The 17264-nt window shown below is 41.8% G+C and carries 17 protein-coding genes; 5 read left to right on the top strand and 12 right to left on the bottom strand.

The window, feature by feature from the left end; all coding sequences use genetic code 11:
* Positions 1–182 precede the first annotated feature (182 nt).
* From OCU30_RS12785 to OCU30_RS12795, 3 genes are all read right to left on the bottom strand, one after another.
* Positions 183–767, bottom strand: a complete 585-nt coding sequence (locus OCU30_RS12785; RefSeq protein WP_077314655.1) for a tetratricopeptide repeat protein — start codon at positions 765–767, stop codon at positions 183–185.
* Positions 768–1007: 240 nt separating this feature from the next.
* A complete protein-coding gene (locus tag OCU30_RS12790) occupies positions 1008–1868 on the bottom strand; it encodes a toxin-antitoxin system YwqK family antitoxin (RefSeq protein WP_077314654.1) in 861 nt (286 codons plus the stop codon).
* The gene (locus OCU30_RS12795; protein WP_077314653.1) at positions 1817–2368 is read right to left on the bottom strand and encodes a hypothetical protein; all 552 of its coding nucleotides are present in this window, start codon (positions 2366–2368) and stop codon (positions 1817–1819) included. Before OCU30_RS12795 ends, OCU30_RS12790 begins: the two co-directional genes overlap by 52 nt.
* A gap of 606 nt (positions 2369–2974) precedes the next feature.
* Here OCU30_RS12795 and OCU30_RS12800 point away from each other — a divergent pair.
* Complete coding sequence (locus OCU30_RS12800; protein ID WP_077314652.1) at positions 2975–4174, top strand: aldose 1-epimerase family protein; 1200 nt, start codon at positions 2975–2977, stop codon at positions 4172–4174.
* 118 nt (positions 4175–4292) lie between these two features.
* Here OCU30_RS12800 and OCU30_RS12805 read toward each other — a convergent pair whose 3' ends face one another.
* From OCU30_RS12805 to OCU30_RS12815, 3 genes are all read right to left on the bottom strand, one after another.
* Complete coding sequence (locus OCU30_RS12805; protein ID WP_077314651.1) at positions 4293–4637, bottom strand: carboxymuconolactone decarboxylase family protein; 345 nt, start codon at positions 4635–4637, stop codon at positions 4293–4295.
* 201 nt (positions 4638–4838) lie between these two features.
* Positions 4839–6005, bottom strand: a complete 1167-nt coding sequence (locus OCU30_RS12810) for an oligogalacturonate lyase family protein (RefSeq protein ID WP_077314650.1) — start codon at positions 6003–6005, stop codon at positions 4839–4841.
* A 92-nt stretch (positions 6006–6097) separates the two neighbouring features.
* Complete coding sequence (locus OCU30_RS12815; RefSeq protein WP_077314649.1) at positions 6098–7864, bottom strand: sodium:solute symporter family transporter; 1767 nt, start codon at positions 7862–7864, stop codon at positions 6098–6100.
* 602 nt (positions 7865–8466) lie between these two features.
* On the opposite strand from OCU30_RS12815, the gene OCU30_RS12820 reads away from it, so the two are divergent.
* From OCU30_RS12820 to OCU30_RS12830, 3 genes are all read left to right on the top strand, one after another.
* A complete protein-coding gene (locus OCU30_RS12820; protein WP_077314648.1) occupies positions 8467–9210 on the top strand; it encodes an oligogalacturonate-specific porin KdgM family protein in 744 nt (247 codons plus the stop codon).
* A gap of 73 nt (positions 9211–9283) precedes the next feature.
* On the top strand, positions 9284–11515 hold the full coding sequence (locus OCU30_RS12825; protein ID WP_077314647.1) for a right-handed parallel beta-helix repeat-containing protein: 2232 nt from the start codon (positions 9284–9286) through the stop codon (positions 11513–11515).
* Between the two features lie 154 nt (positions 11516–11669).
* Positions 11670–12005, top strand: a complete 336-nt coding sequence (locus OCU30_RS12830) for a zinc ribbon domain-containing protein YjdM (RefSeq protein WP_077314646.1) — start codon at positions 11670–11672, stop codon at positions 12003–12005.
* 86 nt (positions 12006–12091) lie between these two features.
* Here the strand turns inward: OCU30_RS12830 and OCU30_RS12835 are convergent, their stop codons facing one another.
* The 6 genes from OCU30_RS12835 to kduD form a co-directional block, all read right to left on the bottom strand.
* Positions 12092–12715 carry a bifunctional 4-hydroxy-2-oxoglutarate aldolase/2-dehydro-3-deoxy-phosphogluconate aldolase gene (locus tag OCU30_RS12835; protein ID WP_077314645.1) on the bottom strand — a complete coding sequence of 208 codons (624 nt, stop codon included), beginning with the start codon at positions 12713–12715 and terminating at the stop codon, positions 12092–12094.
* A 12-nt stretch (positions 12716–12727) separates the two neighbouring features.
* Entirely contained in the window at positions 12728–13654 is a 927-nt protein-coding gene (gene kdgK, locus OCU30_RS12840) for a 2-dehydro-3-deoxygluconokinase (RefSeq protein WP_077314644.1), read from the bottom strand.
* Between the two features lie 239 nt (positions 13655–13893).
* A complete protein-coding gene (locus OCU30_RS12845) occupies positions 13894–14532 on the bottom strand; it encodes an RpiB/LacA/LacB family sugar-phosphate isomerase (RefSeq protein WP_077314643.1) in 639 nt (212 codons plus the stop codon).
* Positions 14533–14582: 50 nt separating this feature from the next.
* Positions 14583–14906 (bottom strand): cupin domain-containing protein, encoded by a 324-nt coding sequence (locus OCU30_RS12850; RefSeq protein ID WP_077314642.1) that lies wholly within the window; start codon positions 14904–14906, stop codon positions 14583–14585.
* A 19-nt stretch (positions 14907–14925) separates the two neighbouring features.
* On the bottom strand, positions 14926–15483 hold the full coding sequence (locus OCU30_RS12855) for a YgjV family protein (RefSeq protein WP_077314641.1): 558 nt from the start codon (positions 15481–15483) through the stop codon (positions 14926–14928).
* A complete protein-coding gene (kduD, locus tag OCU30_RS12860; protein ID WP_077314640.1) occupies positions 15461–16222 on the bottom strand; it encodes a 2-dehydro-3-deoxy-D-gluconate 5-dehydrogenase KduD in 762 nt (253 codons plus the stop codon). Before kduD ends, OCU30_RS12855 begins: the two co-directional genes overlap by 23 nt.
* A gap of 241 nt (positions 16223–16463) precedes the next feature.
* Between kduD and kdgR the strand changes: the two genes are divergently transcribed.
* Positions 16464–17246 (top strand): DNA-binding transcriptional regulator KdgR, encoded by a 783-nt coding sequence (kdgR, locus tag OCU30_RS12865; protein WP_077314639.1) that lies wholly within the window; start codon positions 16464–16466, stop codon positions 17244–17246.
* Positions 17247–17264: the final 18 nt, after the last annotated feature.

Here is a 17264-nt window from a genome sequence, read left to right on the forward strand (position 1 = left end):
TAATTTAATTTAAAACAAATAATATACTATATTTACTTTTTAGATGATTAGAATTTTCACAGGTTTTGTTGATTGATGTTATAATAATTTTTACTGATATACTATAGCTTGATACTTATTGATAAACTCTATTGATTTAAGCAATAAGACGCCTTTTTATACAGGCGTCTTTATTGTTAGCGTTAGTTTTCGAGTTGGTTAATAAGTTGAGCAGAAAGCTTTGGCATTGTCTTCTGCAGCTGCAAATAATACTCTTTTGCTTTGTCTGATGAAGCGGTAGTACCCATTCCATATTGATACATCATTCCAGAAGCAAAGATAGCCCGTGTACTGCCTTGTCGCGCCGCTTTTTCAAATAGACCTAACGATTTCGTTGGATTAGGGGAAACATAACCGTCTTGCTTCCAATCATCAAACAGGTAATTAGCGAAATCAGTTGGAAGGTATTCAAAACCCACATCAAGCTGGTAATCAACTGAACCGAGTTTTGCCGCTTGCTCTTTATATGGCCAGCCTTTTTTGCGGTCTTTGACTGAAGCAAACATGCCGTCACCCGATTGATAAATCGTAATTAGCTTATTAATTGCTTGAAGGTTGTTATTATGGGCGGCTTTTTTATACCATTTCATAGTTTGCTCGACCGCCGTACAACCTTGGTAAAACTGACCCAGTTTAAATTGAGCGTACCCGTCACCGTTTTGTGCTTTACGGCGCTTCTCGTCAGGGTCGTAAAGTGGGGTATTATAACCGCACCTTTCTGATGTCACTTTACCATGGTTATATCGTTTCTCTGACGCTTCACCATCGACTAAGTGTTTTAATAGTTTTCCATGATGATCGAGGTATTCAACAACGTTAAGCTCACCTGTTTTACCGTCATATTGCTTGCGTGCTGAAGCAGGGATTCCGTTTTTATACGTTACCTCTTTAATCAGCTTTCCAGTATCAGTGTCCCATTCTCTCTGTAAGCCATTCAGCTTGCCGAGTTTATACTGTTTTTCTTCGATTCACTGACCGGTTCTATCATCCCAACGCTTTGTTTTACCGTTCAATTTTCCCTGCTGATACGTTTTCTCTATGACCGGTTTCCCTTCCATCGTCCAGCTTTTTTCTGAAACGGGCACTCCGTGTTTGAACACGTTTTGTTTACGCAATTGTCCATGTTTAAACCAAGCGTTGAATGTTCCATTTTTGACGTTACCGGGGTCGTAATATTCGGTGGTGCGTGGTTGTCCATTGTCATACCACAGTTCACGCTCCGCCATATGAGATCGATTTTTTTTATAGATTTCTAGAACACGCTTTGTTTTCACGCCTTGTTCATTGAAATGCTCGGATAAACTCTCGCCATTTTTTTTGACGTAGGTGCTCTGTACTTTGCCATCGGTATAATACTTTGTGCGCTTCAAGACCCTACCATTAGCATAGGTTGCGACTGTTTTTTTATTACCGTTAGAATAATAATCAATATATTCGCCGTCGTAGGTTCCATTTTTATAAGTATGAATCCGAGAGAGTTTACCGTGAGCATCGAAGTGCTTGCATATTCCATCTTTATGCTTGCCTAAGATATAGAATTCTTCATTCTCTAATTGACCATTTTTATGGAAGGTGGTGACTTTGCCATCAATGACATTGTTGGTGTAATGAACCGTTTGATGAACCTGACCATTCGTGAAATATTGAGTAGTCATGCCATCTAATTCGCTTTTTTTGTTGTAATGACTTGTTTTTTTTATGCTTCCGTTATGAAAATAGGCGATTTGTTTACCCACAAAACTGAATGTGGTGAGTGTGTCTGTGCTGGTATAGCCTTCTACTGCTTTTTGCTTTGTGAGTTTGCCATCTTTGATGTAGTAACCAACCACATGCCAGAGCTTTTTTTATCATCATAAGGAAGTGTTTGTTTCACACCGATAACTGCAGAGCTCTTGTAACTAGGTTCTAAGCTTTCGTTAAACCAGGCAACGCTGTGGTCTGAAACATATTTAGCACCGCAAAGATCCGCTGTGCATGGTGTAATTTGGGTAATTAAATCGCTACCAGGACCATCGCAAGACGTTGTTTTGATGTAAAAGTATTCTTCATCTTCTGCTAGTGCCCAAGTTTTTTGCAAAAAATGTTTATATTCCTTTTTTGAGACACCAACCGAATCGGGCGTCATGTATGTTGCCGTGTTTCCACAGTTAGTCAGTTGATTAAACCTCACACGTTCTGCCCGAATAAGCTTACGATCAGCGCCTATAGTCGAACGATTAGTCTGGATAGACGAGAGTTGACCAATGAAAAAGTCAGGTTTTTGGGATTGTGCGAAGGTACTCGTCGTAGTGAGCAACGCTAATGCGATGCCCGGTAGAGCGTATTTCATATGCAATTTACCTAGCCATTATTATTTCAGTTTATTTTTATAGGTTGCTGTCTTCAGCAGCGCTGTAACTATACTGATGATAGTCGATGGTACAATCTCAGCGAGCTAGAAATTGTATGACATGGCTTCCGAAATATAGAAAAATATTCAGAGGAGTTAGGTGGCGAGAGTATGTTCTGATATCGCATTATTGAATATGAGTGACACCCTATCGTTAATGTCATTATTTCAGCCGTTGATGATTATGAAAATACGTTATTGAAGAGTTGTATTCCTTAGATATTTAATATAATCCTCTGTGGTAAAAACGAAAAATATATATGTTATATATTTTCGTTTTTGCTAACTATAAATGAACTTATTCTAATTTTAGTTATTTATTATAAATAATTTACTAATTATGGAATAAATACAGGCGTATATTTATGAAATGTGATTTAAATCTGATCGTGACTGAATAATTTTTATCATGATTTATTTGGTGACTCACTTCAAGTTTTAATTTTCCTAAAATCAATAGGGTATAAAGAAACGCAATCGCGTTGAATTGTAGTTGCTAGCTGAATCGATTCAGCTTGTGATTTATGACAAAACTTGGAGCTCTTTATGAAGACATTTTCCGTTGTTACTTCTGGTTTGCTTTTTGCGCTCGCGAGCACATCGACCCTTGCTGCCCAATATGATATTACCAATCAAGATCACTGGGTACTGACCAATAAGGATGTGGGTGGCGCTCAGCCATTTAAGATTGAACAAACGGTATTACATGGTGGTAAACAGGATGGGGTCAAAGTTTTGACCGTTGATAATGGGGTGATGACGATCACTTTGATTCCCACGCGTGGCATGGATATCTATCAAGTGAAAAGTGGCGATATTACCTTAGGTTGGAAATCGCCAGTAAAACAACATGTTAATCCTAAATTTATTAACTTAGAAGATCGTAATGGACTTGGCTGGTTGGAAGGTTTCAATGAAATGATGGTTCGCTGTGGCTTCGAGTGGACGGGCCACCCGGGGGAGGACAAAGGCGTCATGTTGACGTTGCATGGCCGTGCGGACTATACCCCAGCCTCTCAAGTGCTCGTGACGGTGGATGAAAAAGCGCCTTATGCTATTCATATTAGGGGCGAGCTTTTAGAGCAACTGTTTAAAAAAGTGAATTTCCAAACGTGGACAGAGCTGAGTGTTATTCCCGGTAAAAAAGAGTTTAAAATCCATGACCAGTTGACCAATAAAGGCGACTATCCTCACGAGTATCAAGTGATTTACCACAGTAACTTTGCTCAACCCTTACTTGAAGCTGGAGCAAAAATAGAAGCCCCTGTGAAACAAATTTCTCCCTTTAATGATTATGCGAAGCAAGGTTTGCAGGATTGGCAAACTTATCTAGGACCAACGCGTGGTTTCGATGAAATGGTGTATAACATTTATCCTTATGCGAATAAAAAAGGCAACACGCTGGCTGTTTTGCATAACCGTAAAGCCACGAAAGGGATGGCGATTCACTACAATGTTCATGAACTGCCGGTTTTAGGCTTGTGGAAAAATACGGACACGATCGGGCAAGGCTATGTCACTGGCATCGAACCTGGCACGAGTTTCTCGTATAACCGTAGCTATCAGCGCGACCTCGATTTAGTGCCAACGATCGGCGCTCATCAGAAAAAAGACTTTCATTTGACCTATCAAATCCTGGATGGAAAACACGCTGTGACCGAGCAAGTTAACACGGTGAAATCGATTCAAGGACAACAAAAAACAGAGCTGCGTAAAGATCCTCTCGTCAAAGGTGAAAATCTATAATTATCTGATTCTAAAGCCGGATACTGTCCGGCTTTAGAAGCAACGAATAACGGCCTCTTGTGATGTATTTATACACAATATAGAGGCTGTTTGGCGTGCAAATCACTCTATGATGTGACTATGCACTGATTAATTCTTCAACCGCCGCGTACGCTTCTGAGCCGTATACAATCGATGGGCCGCCGCCCATTAATAACGCAATATCAATGGTTTCAACCAGTTCTTGCTTAGTTGCCCCGTGCTGAATCGCGCCTGCGACATGAGCGCCAATACAACCGTCACATCGCACGGCAATCGCAATACCTAACGCAATGAGCTCTTTTTGTTTAATATCTAATGCGCCTTCTTTGAGCGCCGCTTGCTGCAGTTTTCTAAACCCAGCCATGACGTCAGGGCTAGCTTTTTCATAGGCTGCGGTGAGTTGCTTTTTATGGCGATTAAATTCTGTATACGATTGTTCCATCTTATTTACCTGTGCGGTTACTTTGTTAAAAACACTAAAGCAATTGGGCAAACAAATCTAGATAAGTAAGAAAGAAAACAATCTGTATTGAGAAATGATACGGGGTAAAACTAGGGCACAGGCGTCATGTTCATACTCAATCAATGTGAGTATGAACATGTTGGTCCAGTGAGATGATAAAGAGGATAGAATAGGGGACATTTAAGCTTGAAATTGCTCAGGCACGTCAACCAGGTATAATGCTGGCAGACCTTCAAAATCACTGGTATATAATACCGATTTGTCTTGAGGCGAAAATGAAGGATGGGGATGCGTGATTTGACGATCTCCATCTAAGACTTGCCATGAACTATTGTGTTTAGCGAGGCGGATAGCTTGCTGTTTTTTGGTGTCCATAATGTAGAGAAACGGATCATTATCTATGTGGTAATTTGACTCATCTTCAACATCAACGGGCGTACCACATCCATCTCCAACCATCAGCGAACCATCAAAATTACTCATTAAGTGGGAACAATTGGGCATTATCATGACTTGCTCATTGTGTAAGGTATGCGGATCGGCTCGATAGATCACTCGATCAGGTTGTCCCTTGAAATAAGACACATACACCATAGCACTACCATCTGGAATCCAAAATTCGTGGGTACATGATTCTCCATCTGCATGTGATTTTACTTTACGTAAGTGCGTCCCATCATTATTAATTAACCACATACGAGCATCGACTAAGTCATGAGGCCCTTCATGACAGAAACCAATTGTTGTATCGTCATAAGGTCGATAGATAGGATGCCCTAACCACTCATCCGCTTGGTGGATGACGGTTAATTGTCCCGTGTTTATATCAATATTGATCAAGCGACAGGTTGGCTTTGTGAAGTAAAAATCATGAAATTTTTGCCAGTCGGTCAGTGGTTGCCAGCAGCGTTTAAGAATTTCTATCCCAACTAGTTGAGTGCATTCTGTATTGGCTACCCATGTTCCATAGCCTTTCCACTCGTCGGTTACGGTATATACGATTGATTCTTCAAGTGTACTTAAATCCACCTTCATCAGAAAGCGTTCATTTTTGACATAGAATAAAGAGGTGTCATCGGTTGAAAGAAAGCCACCAAAGGTATTATCACCGGCACCTTCAGTGAGCTGTTGTGCAGTTTGTGTATCAAAATTAAGTAAGTAATAGTTACGTTGACCATCAAAGTCGCCAGCAAACAATAACTGATGACCGTCTTGGGTAAAACATTTTTGATAAAAATAGTTGCGGTGACAAATCACCTCTTTTGGCGTCAACCGAGTCACTTTGGCTTGGGTATCCTCATCGGTAAACGTTTCAAACGTCAATTGAACGACGTCGCCTTTTGCCATCATTATTCTCCTATACTGCTCAAATGGAAATCGTTGTTTAAGTCTCAAATATAGATATGGCGGTGCCATCGTGACTGGCACCGCCCGACTGTTTAGTTCACGATCGGTTTTTGTTTAACGGCTTGATTGATTTTGGCACTCCGTTTGAGCGCATAGCCAATGAAACATATCACCAACGAGCAGCATAAAAATAATACTCGTCCCCACATAGGGTTCGGGATTAATACCATGAAGAGCAGCCCGACTGACATCATCATGACCAATGTGCCTAATTTATCTCGTTGCTGGCGATCGACAATGTCTTGACCTTCTTCTTCTATACATGGCGTGTTCACGTCTTCGAAGAAGGATTTGGTCGTTTCAACATAGGGGTCATTTTCTTCCTTATAAAACAACGTCGTACACAGGAAGAAGCCAATGGTGAAGAATAAGTGTGCGGCAATAGTTGTCATGATTTTTATGTCACTTGCTTCACGACCGGTTAAGTTGTTCATGCCAAACCAGCTACCGACCACATCTGGCGTCCAGACTTTCACCACCATGAGCGATACACCCAATCCAAAGATGACGGTAGACCATGGCGCCCAGGTTGGTGTTTTACGAATTAATATTGCCATGAATAGCGGAACCAGAATTGGAGATTGTAATAAAGTTGCTACTTGCATCATGAGATCAAATAAACTGAGACCACGCAGCGACACATAGAATTGCGCGCAGAAAATCACTAGCAAGCCATTCACGGTGCTTGCAATCATACCTGCTCGTAATTGTTCTTTATCAGTGGATTTACCACGGCGTAAAATCGGCGCGTAGAAACTACGAACGAAGATCCCAGAGTTGCGGTTTAACGCGGAATCCATGGAAGACATCGTTGCAGCAAAGAGGCCAGCCATTAACAGGCCAACGGTTCCGGTTGGCATGTAGTCTCGAGCGAAAACTAAATAAACTGCATCGCCGGCTTTTTTGCCAAGTTCTGAATACGCTAACGCCGCATTGGGATCTAAGATACGAATTGCCCAAGGTGGAATAAACCAAATCACGGCACCAACAACCATCATACCGAGTGCGAGTAGAGCGGCTTTGGATGCATTGTTGGAATCTTTAGCGTTCAAAAAACGATATGACTCTTGCATGTTATTGATACTTTGCAATTGCTTTACAATGAAAAATAAGAATGAGCCAACAATTAATAATGGATAATTCATATCTGGACCGACAATGAAACCACCGGGAAATTTATCGATAATTTCGGTCGGTCCGCCGACGGCAAATAGAGCTACGATGGCACAAGCGACCGAGATCACTGCGACGACTAGGGTTTGAATAAAGTCTGAAGCAACCACACCCCATGCACCACTAATTAAAGAGACAATAAGTACTGCCGCACCAGTGGCATAAATAGTTAAGTTAATATCAGTATCAAATACAGCGGAGGCAAAGACGCCCAAGCCATTTAGCCATACACCGGCGTTTAACACGCTTAGAGGAATAATGATCCAAGTAAAAAATTGTTCGTTCCCCTTACCAAACCGGCGGCGGACGCCCTCTGTTGGTGTATCTACACGCGTTTGGCGAAACCGTTTCGCAAAATATAAATAAGCAAAAATGTAGGCTACCATATTGCCCACAAATACTCCGAGGATCTCAAATCCAGAGCTAAAGGCTTTTCCTGCTGCTCCCGTGAATGTCCATGCTGAAAATTGTGTCATAAAAGCGGTTGCACCAACCATCCACCATAGCATTTTACCTCCGCCTCGAAAGTAATCGCTGGTACTTTTACTCGCCATTTTTTTGAATAATACACTAATCGTAATCATTAATGTGAAGTAACCTGCCATCACTAGATAATCGTATTCCATAACAAGCCTCAGAGTGAGTTTTAATTTTCACTAAGTGTATTTTAAGAAACCACTTTTAAATGTGATTAAAATCGAAACATCGGTTCATTTTTAATTTATTCGAACTGATATGTGATGGGTTTCACGAAAATTATCAATATAAAACTTATCATTAAAACTGTTTTTTATTTATTGCATCGTTATTATTTTATTATGTGTAATAAATGATTTTTTGTGGTTTTTATCTAAATTGGAAAATTAAACACTAAAAAACAATAAGTTATGTTTTTTTCTTTGAGGTGGGGAAATCTAGAATTTACTCCGTTAATCTGTAGTTATTGCCTTCTTGCTGTAAGATTTTTTCGATTAATTATATAAGTTTAATATTAAATCGTTGTTTTTAATAGATTAATTTTTATTAACTAAAGATATTGACCTGTTTGGATGAATGGTTAATTGTTGTTAATAAAAAATGAAATATTGGTTCATTTGTTGTTTTTGAAAATTTTATTTTATATAAATCATGCTTATTGAGTCACAAAATTTGTATTTTATACTTTTTAAAATTTTATATAGTCGTAATTTATTAAGGTGATTAATTAAAAATAAAACGGTATTTCAAAATGAAAATAAAGCAACTTGCGCCTGCAGTTATCTTTACCATGGTCAGTGTTAGTGCACAGGCCTCATATATCAATTTTCGCCATGAGTTTGTTCCGCGTTATGACGGCCAATCGGCACAGCAGGCCGATCGTATTGCTGTGGGTAATCGTTTTGATAATGGCATTGGCTTTGAAGTTGAAGCGAAATGGAAAAGCCAAAATGAGGATGCATTTGGTATGCAAACGGGTAATGGTAATCAAGTCAACATCAGTTACCTATACCATTTCAATGAGAAGTGGAGCTTAAAGCCTCAATATAAATGGGAATCGAAATCTGACAGCGTCGGACATCAATTTAACGTAACGCTTGGTTATCAAGTTGATAAGAATTGGGGCGTATCATTCCGCCATCGTTATCACTATGAAAATAAACAAATGATGGGCGATGATACAGGATCGGACAATAGCCATTATAACCGTTGGACATTCAGTGTGAGTTATAAAGGTATTGAAAACTTTAAATTCACCACAGATGTTGATTACACCTTTAACCCCGAGGCATCTGGACCACGTTGGAAAGATCACCAAGCCTGGTTTTCTGAGATTAATGTGAAAGGTGCATACACCGGTTTCGAAGGGAATTGGTCACCCTTTATGGAGCTAGGGATTAAGCCTTATGCGTCAGGAGATTATATTTATCACGGCAAAGCGAGCGCTGATAGCTGGCGTCCACGCATTCGTATCGGTATGAAATATAGCTTCTAAATTCGCAATAACACTTTAAAAGCTTATTTGGCACTTGGTATCAAAATGAGTTTTTTAATGAAAGGAATAGGATATGAAAACTACGCCAGTTGCTATGGCCCTCGTGGCTGTATTCATCTTAGGAGGCTGTTCATCGCAGTCTCGTGACGACATCATCGCCAATAGTGATACGTTAACATGGCATGCCATTACATTTGGTCAATCAACCGATTTGAATTTTGGTTCAACGATTTTACCTGAAAAAGTGGGTATTAACCAAGTGACTGTCGATGGACGACAAGTTTCATCTGGGCCCGTTGCACCTCAATTTATGATAGAAAGTCGTGGCGGTAAATTAGCGAATTCTCACGAAGGGGGTACTTTTTACTACACGCAATTGCCGACCGATGTCAATTTCACTTTATCTGCAAATGTTGTTTTAAACCAATTAGGACCAGAAACAGGGGCATTACCTAATCGTCAAGAAGGGGCTGGGCTAATGGTACGTGATGTGATTGGTAAACCGCGCATGGATCCGCAGCCACAAGGACAAGAAGAGTTTCCGGCTGCCTCAAATATGGTGATGAACATTATTCGCGCCAATGAAAAAGGAGATAATGGTCTGGTCAATATTGGTGGTAACTATCGGGAAGGGATTTATGAGCCTTGGGGGACAGCCGGAAATAGAATGAGTCGCACCGAATATATCCAAGGCGTACCTTTTGGTAGCGAGCAAACCTATCGTATGACGCTATCTCGCTCTGATAATGGTTACACCGTCAGTTATGCTAATGGCCAAACACATAAGGTTTTTTCGTTGAGTGGAGCCAACGCCAATATCGTTGAGATGCAAGATCCCAAACATCAATATGTCGGATTTTTTGCATCGCGGAACGCGAAGATAACAGTCAGTGATGTTCAGTTAACTTTGACGCCTGCTGCAACGCCAGATGCGCCTCGTTACCATGCCCAGCTTGTGCAGCCCATCGTGCAGCCAGCGTCACCGGATATCTCTGTACGTGATAATTATACGCTACAAGCACGAGCGAATTACTCTGGCGTATATCGCGTCACCCAAGATGGCAGTGGATCCAGTGACGCACAGCAAGTCAATGCTGGCGATATGTTCGATTACAACGCGACTTTAGCCAACCGCCAAACGCAGTTTACGGTTGTGTTTACGCCTACTGAAGGGCCTGATTTGACACCATTAACCTATCAACAGACGGTTATCAAGCAAGCGATGGCTAATCGGAAAGAAATTGTCGTCAATCCTCACGGGACCAATGGACATTTAACACTGCAACAAGCGGTTAATATACTGCCAGCTGGTGGAACGATTGTATTGCAAGATGGCGATTACCCAGCGTTGACCATTCCGGTTAAAGCAAGTGGTACACCCGAGCACCGTAAAACATTGCGTTCGCAAGGTCAGCATGCGCGTATAGCGGGTCAATATTTACATGAAGCCAGTTATTGGCGCATTGCCAACATAGAAGTGGATGGCGGACAGCTCATTGTTCATGGTAGCCATAACGAATTTGACAAGATGGTCACGCATGATGCGCCTGACACAGGCTTTCAAATTTCGTCACCCAGCAATATTGGCCGCGCTTTATGGGCCAGTTATAACATCGTAAAAGACAGTGAAAGTTATAACAATATGGATAAAGGACAAATTAATGCGGATGGTTTTGCAGTAAAAATGCGTGTCGGCGATGGCAATACACTGATTAGCTGTGTGTCTCATCATAATATTGACGATGGTTATGATTTGTTCAATAAAGTTGAGGATGGACCGAATGGTGCGGTTACGATCATTGATTCTGTTGCGTATATGAATGGACAAACATTGCATGTAAAAGCAATCGGAGGAACCCGTGGTAATGGGTTTAAATTGGGTGGTGAGGGATTGCCAGTACCACATACGGTGACGAATAGCCTTGCATTCCACAATAATATGGATGGCTTTACGGATAATTTTAATCCGGGAGCTTTAACCTTGCAAAATAATGTGGCTATTGATAATAAACGATTCAATTACTTGTTTCGTAAAAGCCCATATACCGATGATGTAAAACAAGGCGCCTTTACCAGTAATGAATCCTATCGTTTTTATGTGAGTAGTCAGTATAACGATGTGGTCAATGGTGAGACATTACATCACAATCGTTTTATTCAAGATGGCAAGACGCGAGATGAAGCCGGTAACGTGGTGACAGGCGATAGAACGGACTCGTTGAGAAAGGCGTCACAAGTTCAGCAGCAGGCCAATATTCCTGGGCAACAAGCGGTACAGCAGATTCGAGCGATCGTTTCCCAATAAACTGTCATTTATCGTGTTCATGACGCTCTGCTCATATAACAGCAGAGCTTCATCGTTAGATAACGCTCACGATTATTTCACTCGCGTACCTGTGTTGAGGTCAGTATCATAGCGTGTTATTGATGTATGACTGAATCAACAATGAGAACGTGTAATGCAATACCCACTATGTCCACAGTGTGGCTCTGAATATGTGTATGCGGATGTCGCCCATCTTGTCTGCCCAGAGTGTGCGTATGAGTGGAACCCTAATGAGAGTGACGCGCAACAAGCCGTGATGATCAAAGATGCTAACGGCACGGTGTTGTCGGAAGGGGACAAAGTTACTGTTGCCAAAGATTTAAAGATAAAAGGCAGTTCGCAGGTATTAAAAATTGGAACAAAAGCAGTGGTAAGGCGCATTATTGATGGCAAGGATCATCAGTTAGATTGTAAAGTTGCAGGGGGAGGTGAAATGATGATCACCGCACATTTTGTTAAGAAAGCCTAGCGTATAGGGATAGCTTATAAAAGCCCATCCTGAAGTATCAGGGATGGGCTTTAGTGATTTTATTACTAGGCGATGACAAAATGAGATTATTGAATCACGCCTGCGACTTCTTGAACGAGCTTGGCCAATTCATCCCATTGCTCATTATCAATGAGATTATTTGGAATCATCCATGTCCCTCCGCATGCGACTACATTAGGCAGTGCAAGATAGTCTTTGACATTACTTGGCTTTACGCCACCAGTGGGCATAAAAGAAACGGGATACACCGCACTGAGCGCTTTTAACATACCCACACCACCGGATGGTTCGGCCGGGAAGAATTTTAATGTTGTGAGTCCCATTTCCATCGCTTGTTCAACTAAGCTTGGGTTATTCACTCCCGGTACGATAGCGATATTGCGCTGCTGGCAATATTTAACCGTGGTGGGATTAAAACCAGGGCTCACAATAAAGTCCACACCCGCTTCAATGGCTTGATCCACCTGATGAGTGGTTAACACAGTGCCAGCCCCAATCAGCATATCAGGATAGGCGTCACGAATACGTTGAATCGCCTCTACCGCGGCGCTCGTACGGAAAGTGATTTCAGCGCATGGTAGTCCATTTTCCATGAGCACTTGTGCCAGTTTTACTGCTTTCGTGGCATCATTAATCGCGATAACAGGGACGACTTTAATCGCGCTAAGTTTTTTATCTAACTCACACATTACTGATTTCCTTTACATATTAGGCATGAATTCGCGCGCAATCACAGCGCCACGATGTTGAATAACATTCCCAGCAAGCTGGTGGCCAAGTTGAGCCGCGGCTTGAGGAGAGCCTCCCGTGATTCTTTTGGCAAGATATCCGGCACTAAATGAGTCGCCGGCCGCAGTGGTGTCAACAACATGGTCGATCTGATTCGCCGCAACGCTGGTTCGTTGCTTTGCATCAATAATCAAACAAGGTTGCGAGCCGCGTTTGATGATGACTTCTTGAATGCCACATTGTTGGGCACGGGTAATCGCTTGATCCTCTTGGGTATCGCCCCAAAGCATCATCTCATCATCAAAGGTGAGGAAGGCTAAATCCGTGAGCGCCATGAATTTCTGATAAATCTCACGAGCTTTCGCAGTGGAGTCCCACAACGCCGGTCGATAGTTATTATCAAAGGCGATATGAACGCCGTTGTCGCGACACAAAACGAGTGCCTCATACAATGTCTCTAAACAATCTGTTGGTAAAATGGCTAGGCTGATACCACTTAAATAGATCCACTTAAACTCAGAGAGCTCATCACTAAGACTGTGCGCATCACAACCACGAAGCCAATATTTTGCCGCTGAATCATTACGCCAATAATAGAAGCTACGTTCTCCATCTTCGGCGGTCTCAATGGCGTACATCCCCGGTAATTTTGTTTCTGAAATACGGACATGCTGCGTATTGATAGCCTCTGATTGCCACGACGTGAGCATGGCTTTACTGAATGGGTCACGTCCTAGCCCTGTAAAATATGCGGTTTCGATACCATGTGGCGCAGTGAGCCGAGCTAGGTATAGTGCAGTATTGAGGGTGTCACCGCCAAAGCTTGGCTTATATAGTTCGCCTGCCTGTTGCAGCTCTACCATGCACTCGCCAATAATAGCGATGTTGTTTTTTTTCATGGTATATCTCCTAAAGTATCTACTGCGAGTTAGTATCTTACAAACGAAATCATAGAACAATATAATTAAAACTGTGGTTTATTTATTTGTGATTAAAGTCTAAGTACAAACCAAGTAAAGAAAAAGTTATTTGATGGGCATAGGTGTGGAGGTTAGTCAGCATACATTTGGTTATAAAATAAAAGCCAGCGATTTGCTGGCTTTGAAAAATAAGAACATAAAGGTGATTTTATTACAGCTTAATCAAGTAACGATTTCACATAGTCAGCAATATCGGTTTTTTGACAGTGATTGAAAAAGCACTCCTGGAAGCGAGGCCCTGAGACAGCTGTTCTAACCAGCTCTTGATCGATAGAGCGTAACGTATCGAGATAATTATCTTTGACTACAGCTTGTTTTACATCGTTTAAGATGCTGGCATTGCGTTGTTGAGGCTCGGCACGTTCTTTTGGATAGCCTTCACCACGACTACCTGTAAACGCTTTCTCAAAAATATAACGTACATTCAGTTCTGCTCCCCAGCCGAAACCTTTGGCAAACGCTAATGCTAATGCATTACCGTTATTGATTTGATTAAACAAGAATGCATCCGACGGATCTAAACAATAGCCACATACCACACCTGGATGAACGTTCAGCGACATCATGGCGCCTTGACCTGTCCCGCAACCAGCGACAACAAAATCAACGGCTTGGGAATTTAATAGTAAGCTTGCCATAATACCTAAGTGAATATATGTTAGGTGATGATCATGTTCATCACACATACCGACGTTGTACACCTCATGGTGTAATGGTTCAGTCACAGAGGTCAGTTCTTTTAAAATGGTTGGATTTTTTGCGGCTTGGCTATTTTCCATCATCAATGCAATTTTCATCGTATTTCTCCTGCGGATTAAACCGCGTTATTACTCAATAGCGGGGGTGTTTATTCGATAAAATCTCTGCGCATCGGCGTAAAGTTATCGAGTAATACGCCTTTTTCTAGGCATACGCAGCCGTGTTCGACATTGGGCTGCTTATAAAGGACATCACCTTGGTTAACAATTTTCTTTTCATCACCAATGGTAAATTCGAACGATCCGGATAATACATAGGTTAGTTGTTCATGCGGATGATGGTGCAACGCACCAATGGCTCCTGTTTCAAAGTACACTTCACAGGACATAATATTGTCGCTATACGCGAGAATTTTTCGGCTGACACCGCCGCCTAAATCGCTTAACTCTACATCTTTGTTATATACAAACATGTTGTCCTCTCTTTAGATGTCACAATGCTTGGCGCGGAAGTGTCTTTTTCTTCTCACGAAAAAGGCGAAATATCGTCAAGCAATTAATGGAAAGTAACGTTGCTTCCAATAAGGTTCCGCCGATGGATCCGACGATGATGTTATTAATTAGCCAGCATATGGCGCCAAGTAAAAACGCCACTCGCATAGCAATACCTTGCAAGGTAAAGATGGCTATCGTGCCTATTGTCATGCCAGAAATCGACCATAAGTCGTACCAGTGTTCGGCGTTGAACCCACCCAACACTAGACCTATCATGACAAAGCCCGCCGCAACCCATTTAGACGAGGTATAAATCGAACTTGCGGTACGGCAAGCGGACAATCCGGTACTGAGCGCCGACACCATTGAACCTAACAAAGCAAAGTGAATAAGATGGTTCAGGTTGAACAGGAGCATCACCAATTTGAGTCTACCGTCATTTTTTTGATAGAACGTAGAAATGCCCAAAGCAAAGCTAATAAAACCGAGCAATTGTGCCCATTCATATACCGTCACAAGCTTATTCCTAGTGTTAGCGGGCGAGCCACCCACCATCTACTGCGATGGTATAGCCATTCACATAGTCTGAAGCTTGGGACGCTAAGAACACACAGGGGCCAGCAAGATCCTCGGGTAACCCCCAACGTCCAGCAGGAATGCGATCGAGTATTTCTTTGCTGCGTTCTTCATCTGCGCGTAACGCTTGTGTGTTGTTGGTCGCCATATAGCCAGGCGCAATCGCATTCACGTTGATGTGATGCTGTGCCCACTCATTTGCCATTAAGCGGGTGATCCCCATCACACCACTTTTCGCTGCAGTATAAGACGGCACGCGTACGCCACCTTGAAAAGATAGCATTGAGGCAATGTTGATGATTTTTCCGCCATTCCCCTGTGCAATGAATTGTTTTGCTGCCGCTTGTGACATGAAAAACACCGATTTCACATTGATATCCATGACGTCATCCCAGTCTTTTTCAGAAAAGTCGATAGCATCGTTGCGACGGATTATACCTGCGTTATTAATCAGGATATCGATATGACCAAATTCAGTAACAGCGCGATCAATTATGGATGGAATATCGTCCAGAGTGATGAGATTGGCGCGAATATCGAGAAATTTTACGCCCGCCTCTTCGATTTTTTGCTGAGTTTCTGTTGGCTCAGAAAGATTAACTCCAACAATATGGCAGCCTGCTTTGGCAAGGCCTAATGCCATCCCTTGCCCAAGACCCGTATCGCAACCAGTGACGATGGCGACTTTGTCTTTTAGATTGAATGATTCAAGACTCATAATTATTTCCTTACTAACGGGTGAAGAGACGTGGACTCAATCTCGATTTGTTGATTTATCTTGTTCCAAAAAAAAACGCTTGGCAATTTTTTTTGAAAAGCCGTTTCAAAAATCTTGATTTGGATCGGGTTTCTTTCCCATTGGATGTGTGAGGTTTCAAAATTATAAAATGGCTTTTTAAAAATACTGGTACGTAAAGAACAATTAGATATAATAACGATAAAATTGAAGAGGATTGTGCATGGAAAAATCAACTCAACCTGAAGCGGTATCATCGGTATTAAAAGTTTTCAGTATTTTACAAGCGCTTGGTGAGCAGAAGGAGATTGGTGTCTCTGAGCTATCACAGCGGTTGATGATGTCAAAAGCCACCACATATCGCTTCTTACAGACCATGAAAACGTTAGGGTATGTTTCACAAGAAGGGGAAGCCGATAAATATTCATTGACGCTTAAGCTGTTTGAATTAGGCTCTAAATCGTTGGAATATATTGATCTATCCGCGCTTGCGAATAAAGAAATGCAGCATATCAATGATCAAACTAACGAAGCGTTGCATTTGGGATCCTTAGATGAAAACGCGATTATCTATCTGCATAAGATCGACTCTGGCTATAATTTACGCATGTATTCGCGCATTGGTCGGCGTAATCCTTTGTACAGTACCGCTATTGGTAAAGTGTTATTAGCTGAGCGTGAAGAGTCGTTTGTGCGTAATACTTTGAAAGGAGTAGAATTTGTACAACATACAGAAAATACCGTGCGGGACATCGAACAGTTATTATCAGAATTAGAGTTAGTTCGTGAACAACATTATGCTGAAGATAACGAAGAACAAGAGCAAGGCTTGCGATGCATTGCAACTCCTATCTATGATCGATTTGGTCATGTTGTGGCGGCGATCTCAATGTCGTTTCCAACTATTCGTTTTGAAGAATCCCGTAAGCACGATTATGTCGCTATGCTGCATACGGCGTGTCGTAATATTTCTGAAAGCCTAGGTTTTTACGAGTATCCAGTATAGAAAAAGTGTGAAAAAGCC

The sequence above is a fragment of the Vibrio palustris genome, from assembly GCF_024346995.1.
GTDB classification, from domain to species: Bacteria; Pseudomonadota; Gammaproteobacteria; order Enterobacterales; family Vibrionaceae; genus Vibrio; species Vibrio palustris.

Coding starts and splice junctions, on each gene's coding strand:
- OCU30_RS12850 (WP_077314642.1), bottom strand. CDS start 14,906: ATGTTTGTATATAACAAAGATGTAGAGTTAAGCGATTTAGGCGGCGGT.
- OCU30_RS12855 (WP_077314641.1), bottom strand. CDS start 15,483: ATGGTGGGTGGCTCGCCCGCTAACACTAGGAATAAGCTTGTGACGGTA.
- OCU30_RS12830 (WP_077314646.1), top strand. CDS start 11,670: ATGCAATACCCACTATGTCCACAGTGTGGCTCTGAATATGTGTATGCG.
- kdgK (WP_077314644.1), bottom strand. CDS start 13,654: ATGAAAAAAAACAACATCGCTATTATTGGCGAGTGCATGGTAGAGCTG.
- OCU30_RS12820 (WP_077314648.1), top strand. CDS start 8,467: ATGAAAATAAAGCAACTTGCGCCTGCAGTTATCTTTACCATGGTCAGT.
- OCU30_RS12800 (WP_077314652.1), top strand. CDS start 2,975: ATGAAGACATTTTCCGTTGTTACTTCTGGTTTGCTTTTTGCGCTCGCG.
- OCU30_RS12810 (WP_077314650.1), bottom strand. CDS start 6,005: ATGGCAAAAGGCGACGTCGTTCAATTGACGTTTGAAACGTTTACCGAT.
- OCU30_RS12795 (WP_077314653.1), bottom strand. CDS start 2,368: ATGAAATACGCTCTACCGGGCATCGCATTAGCGTTGCTCACTACGACG.
- OCU30_RS12845 (WP_077314643.1), bottom strand. CDS start 14,532: ATGAAAATTGCATTGATGATGGAAAATAGCCAAGCCGCAAAAAATCCA.
- OCU30_RS12825 (WP_077314647.1), top strand. CDS start 9,284: ATGAAAACTACGCCAGTTGCTATGGCCCTCGTGGCTGTATTCATCTTA.
- OCU30_RS12815 (WP_077314649.1), bottom strand. CDS start 7,864: ATGGAATACGATTATCTAGTGATGGCAGGTTACTTCACATTAATGATT.
- OCU30_RS12835 (WP_077314645.1), bottom strand. CDS start 12,715: ATGTGTGAGTTAGATAAAAAACTTAGCGCGATTAAAGTCGTCCCTGTT.
- OCU30_RS12805 (WP_077314651.1), bottom strand. CDS start 4,637: ATGGAACAATCGTATACAGAATTTAATCGCCATAAAAAGCAACTCACC.
- kdgR (WP_077314639.1), top strand. CDS start 16,464: ATGGAAAAATCAACTCAACCTGAAGCGGTATCATCGGTATTAAAAGTT.
- kduD (WP_077314640.1), bottom strand. CDS start 16,222: ATGAGTCTTGAATCATTCAATCTAAAAGACAAAGTCGCCATCGTCACT.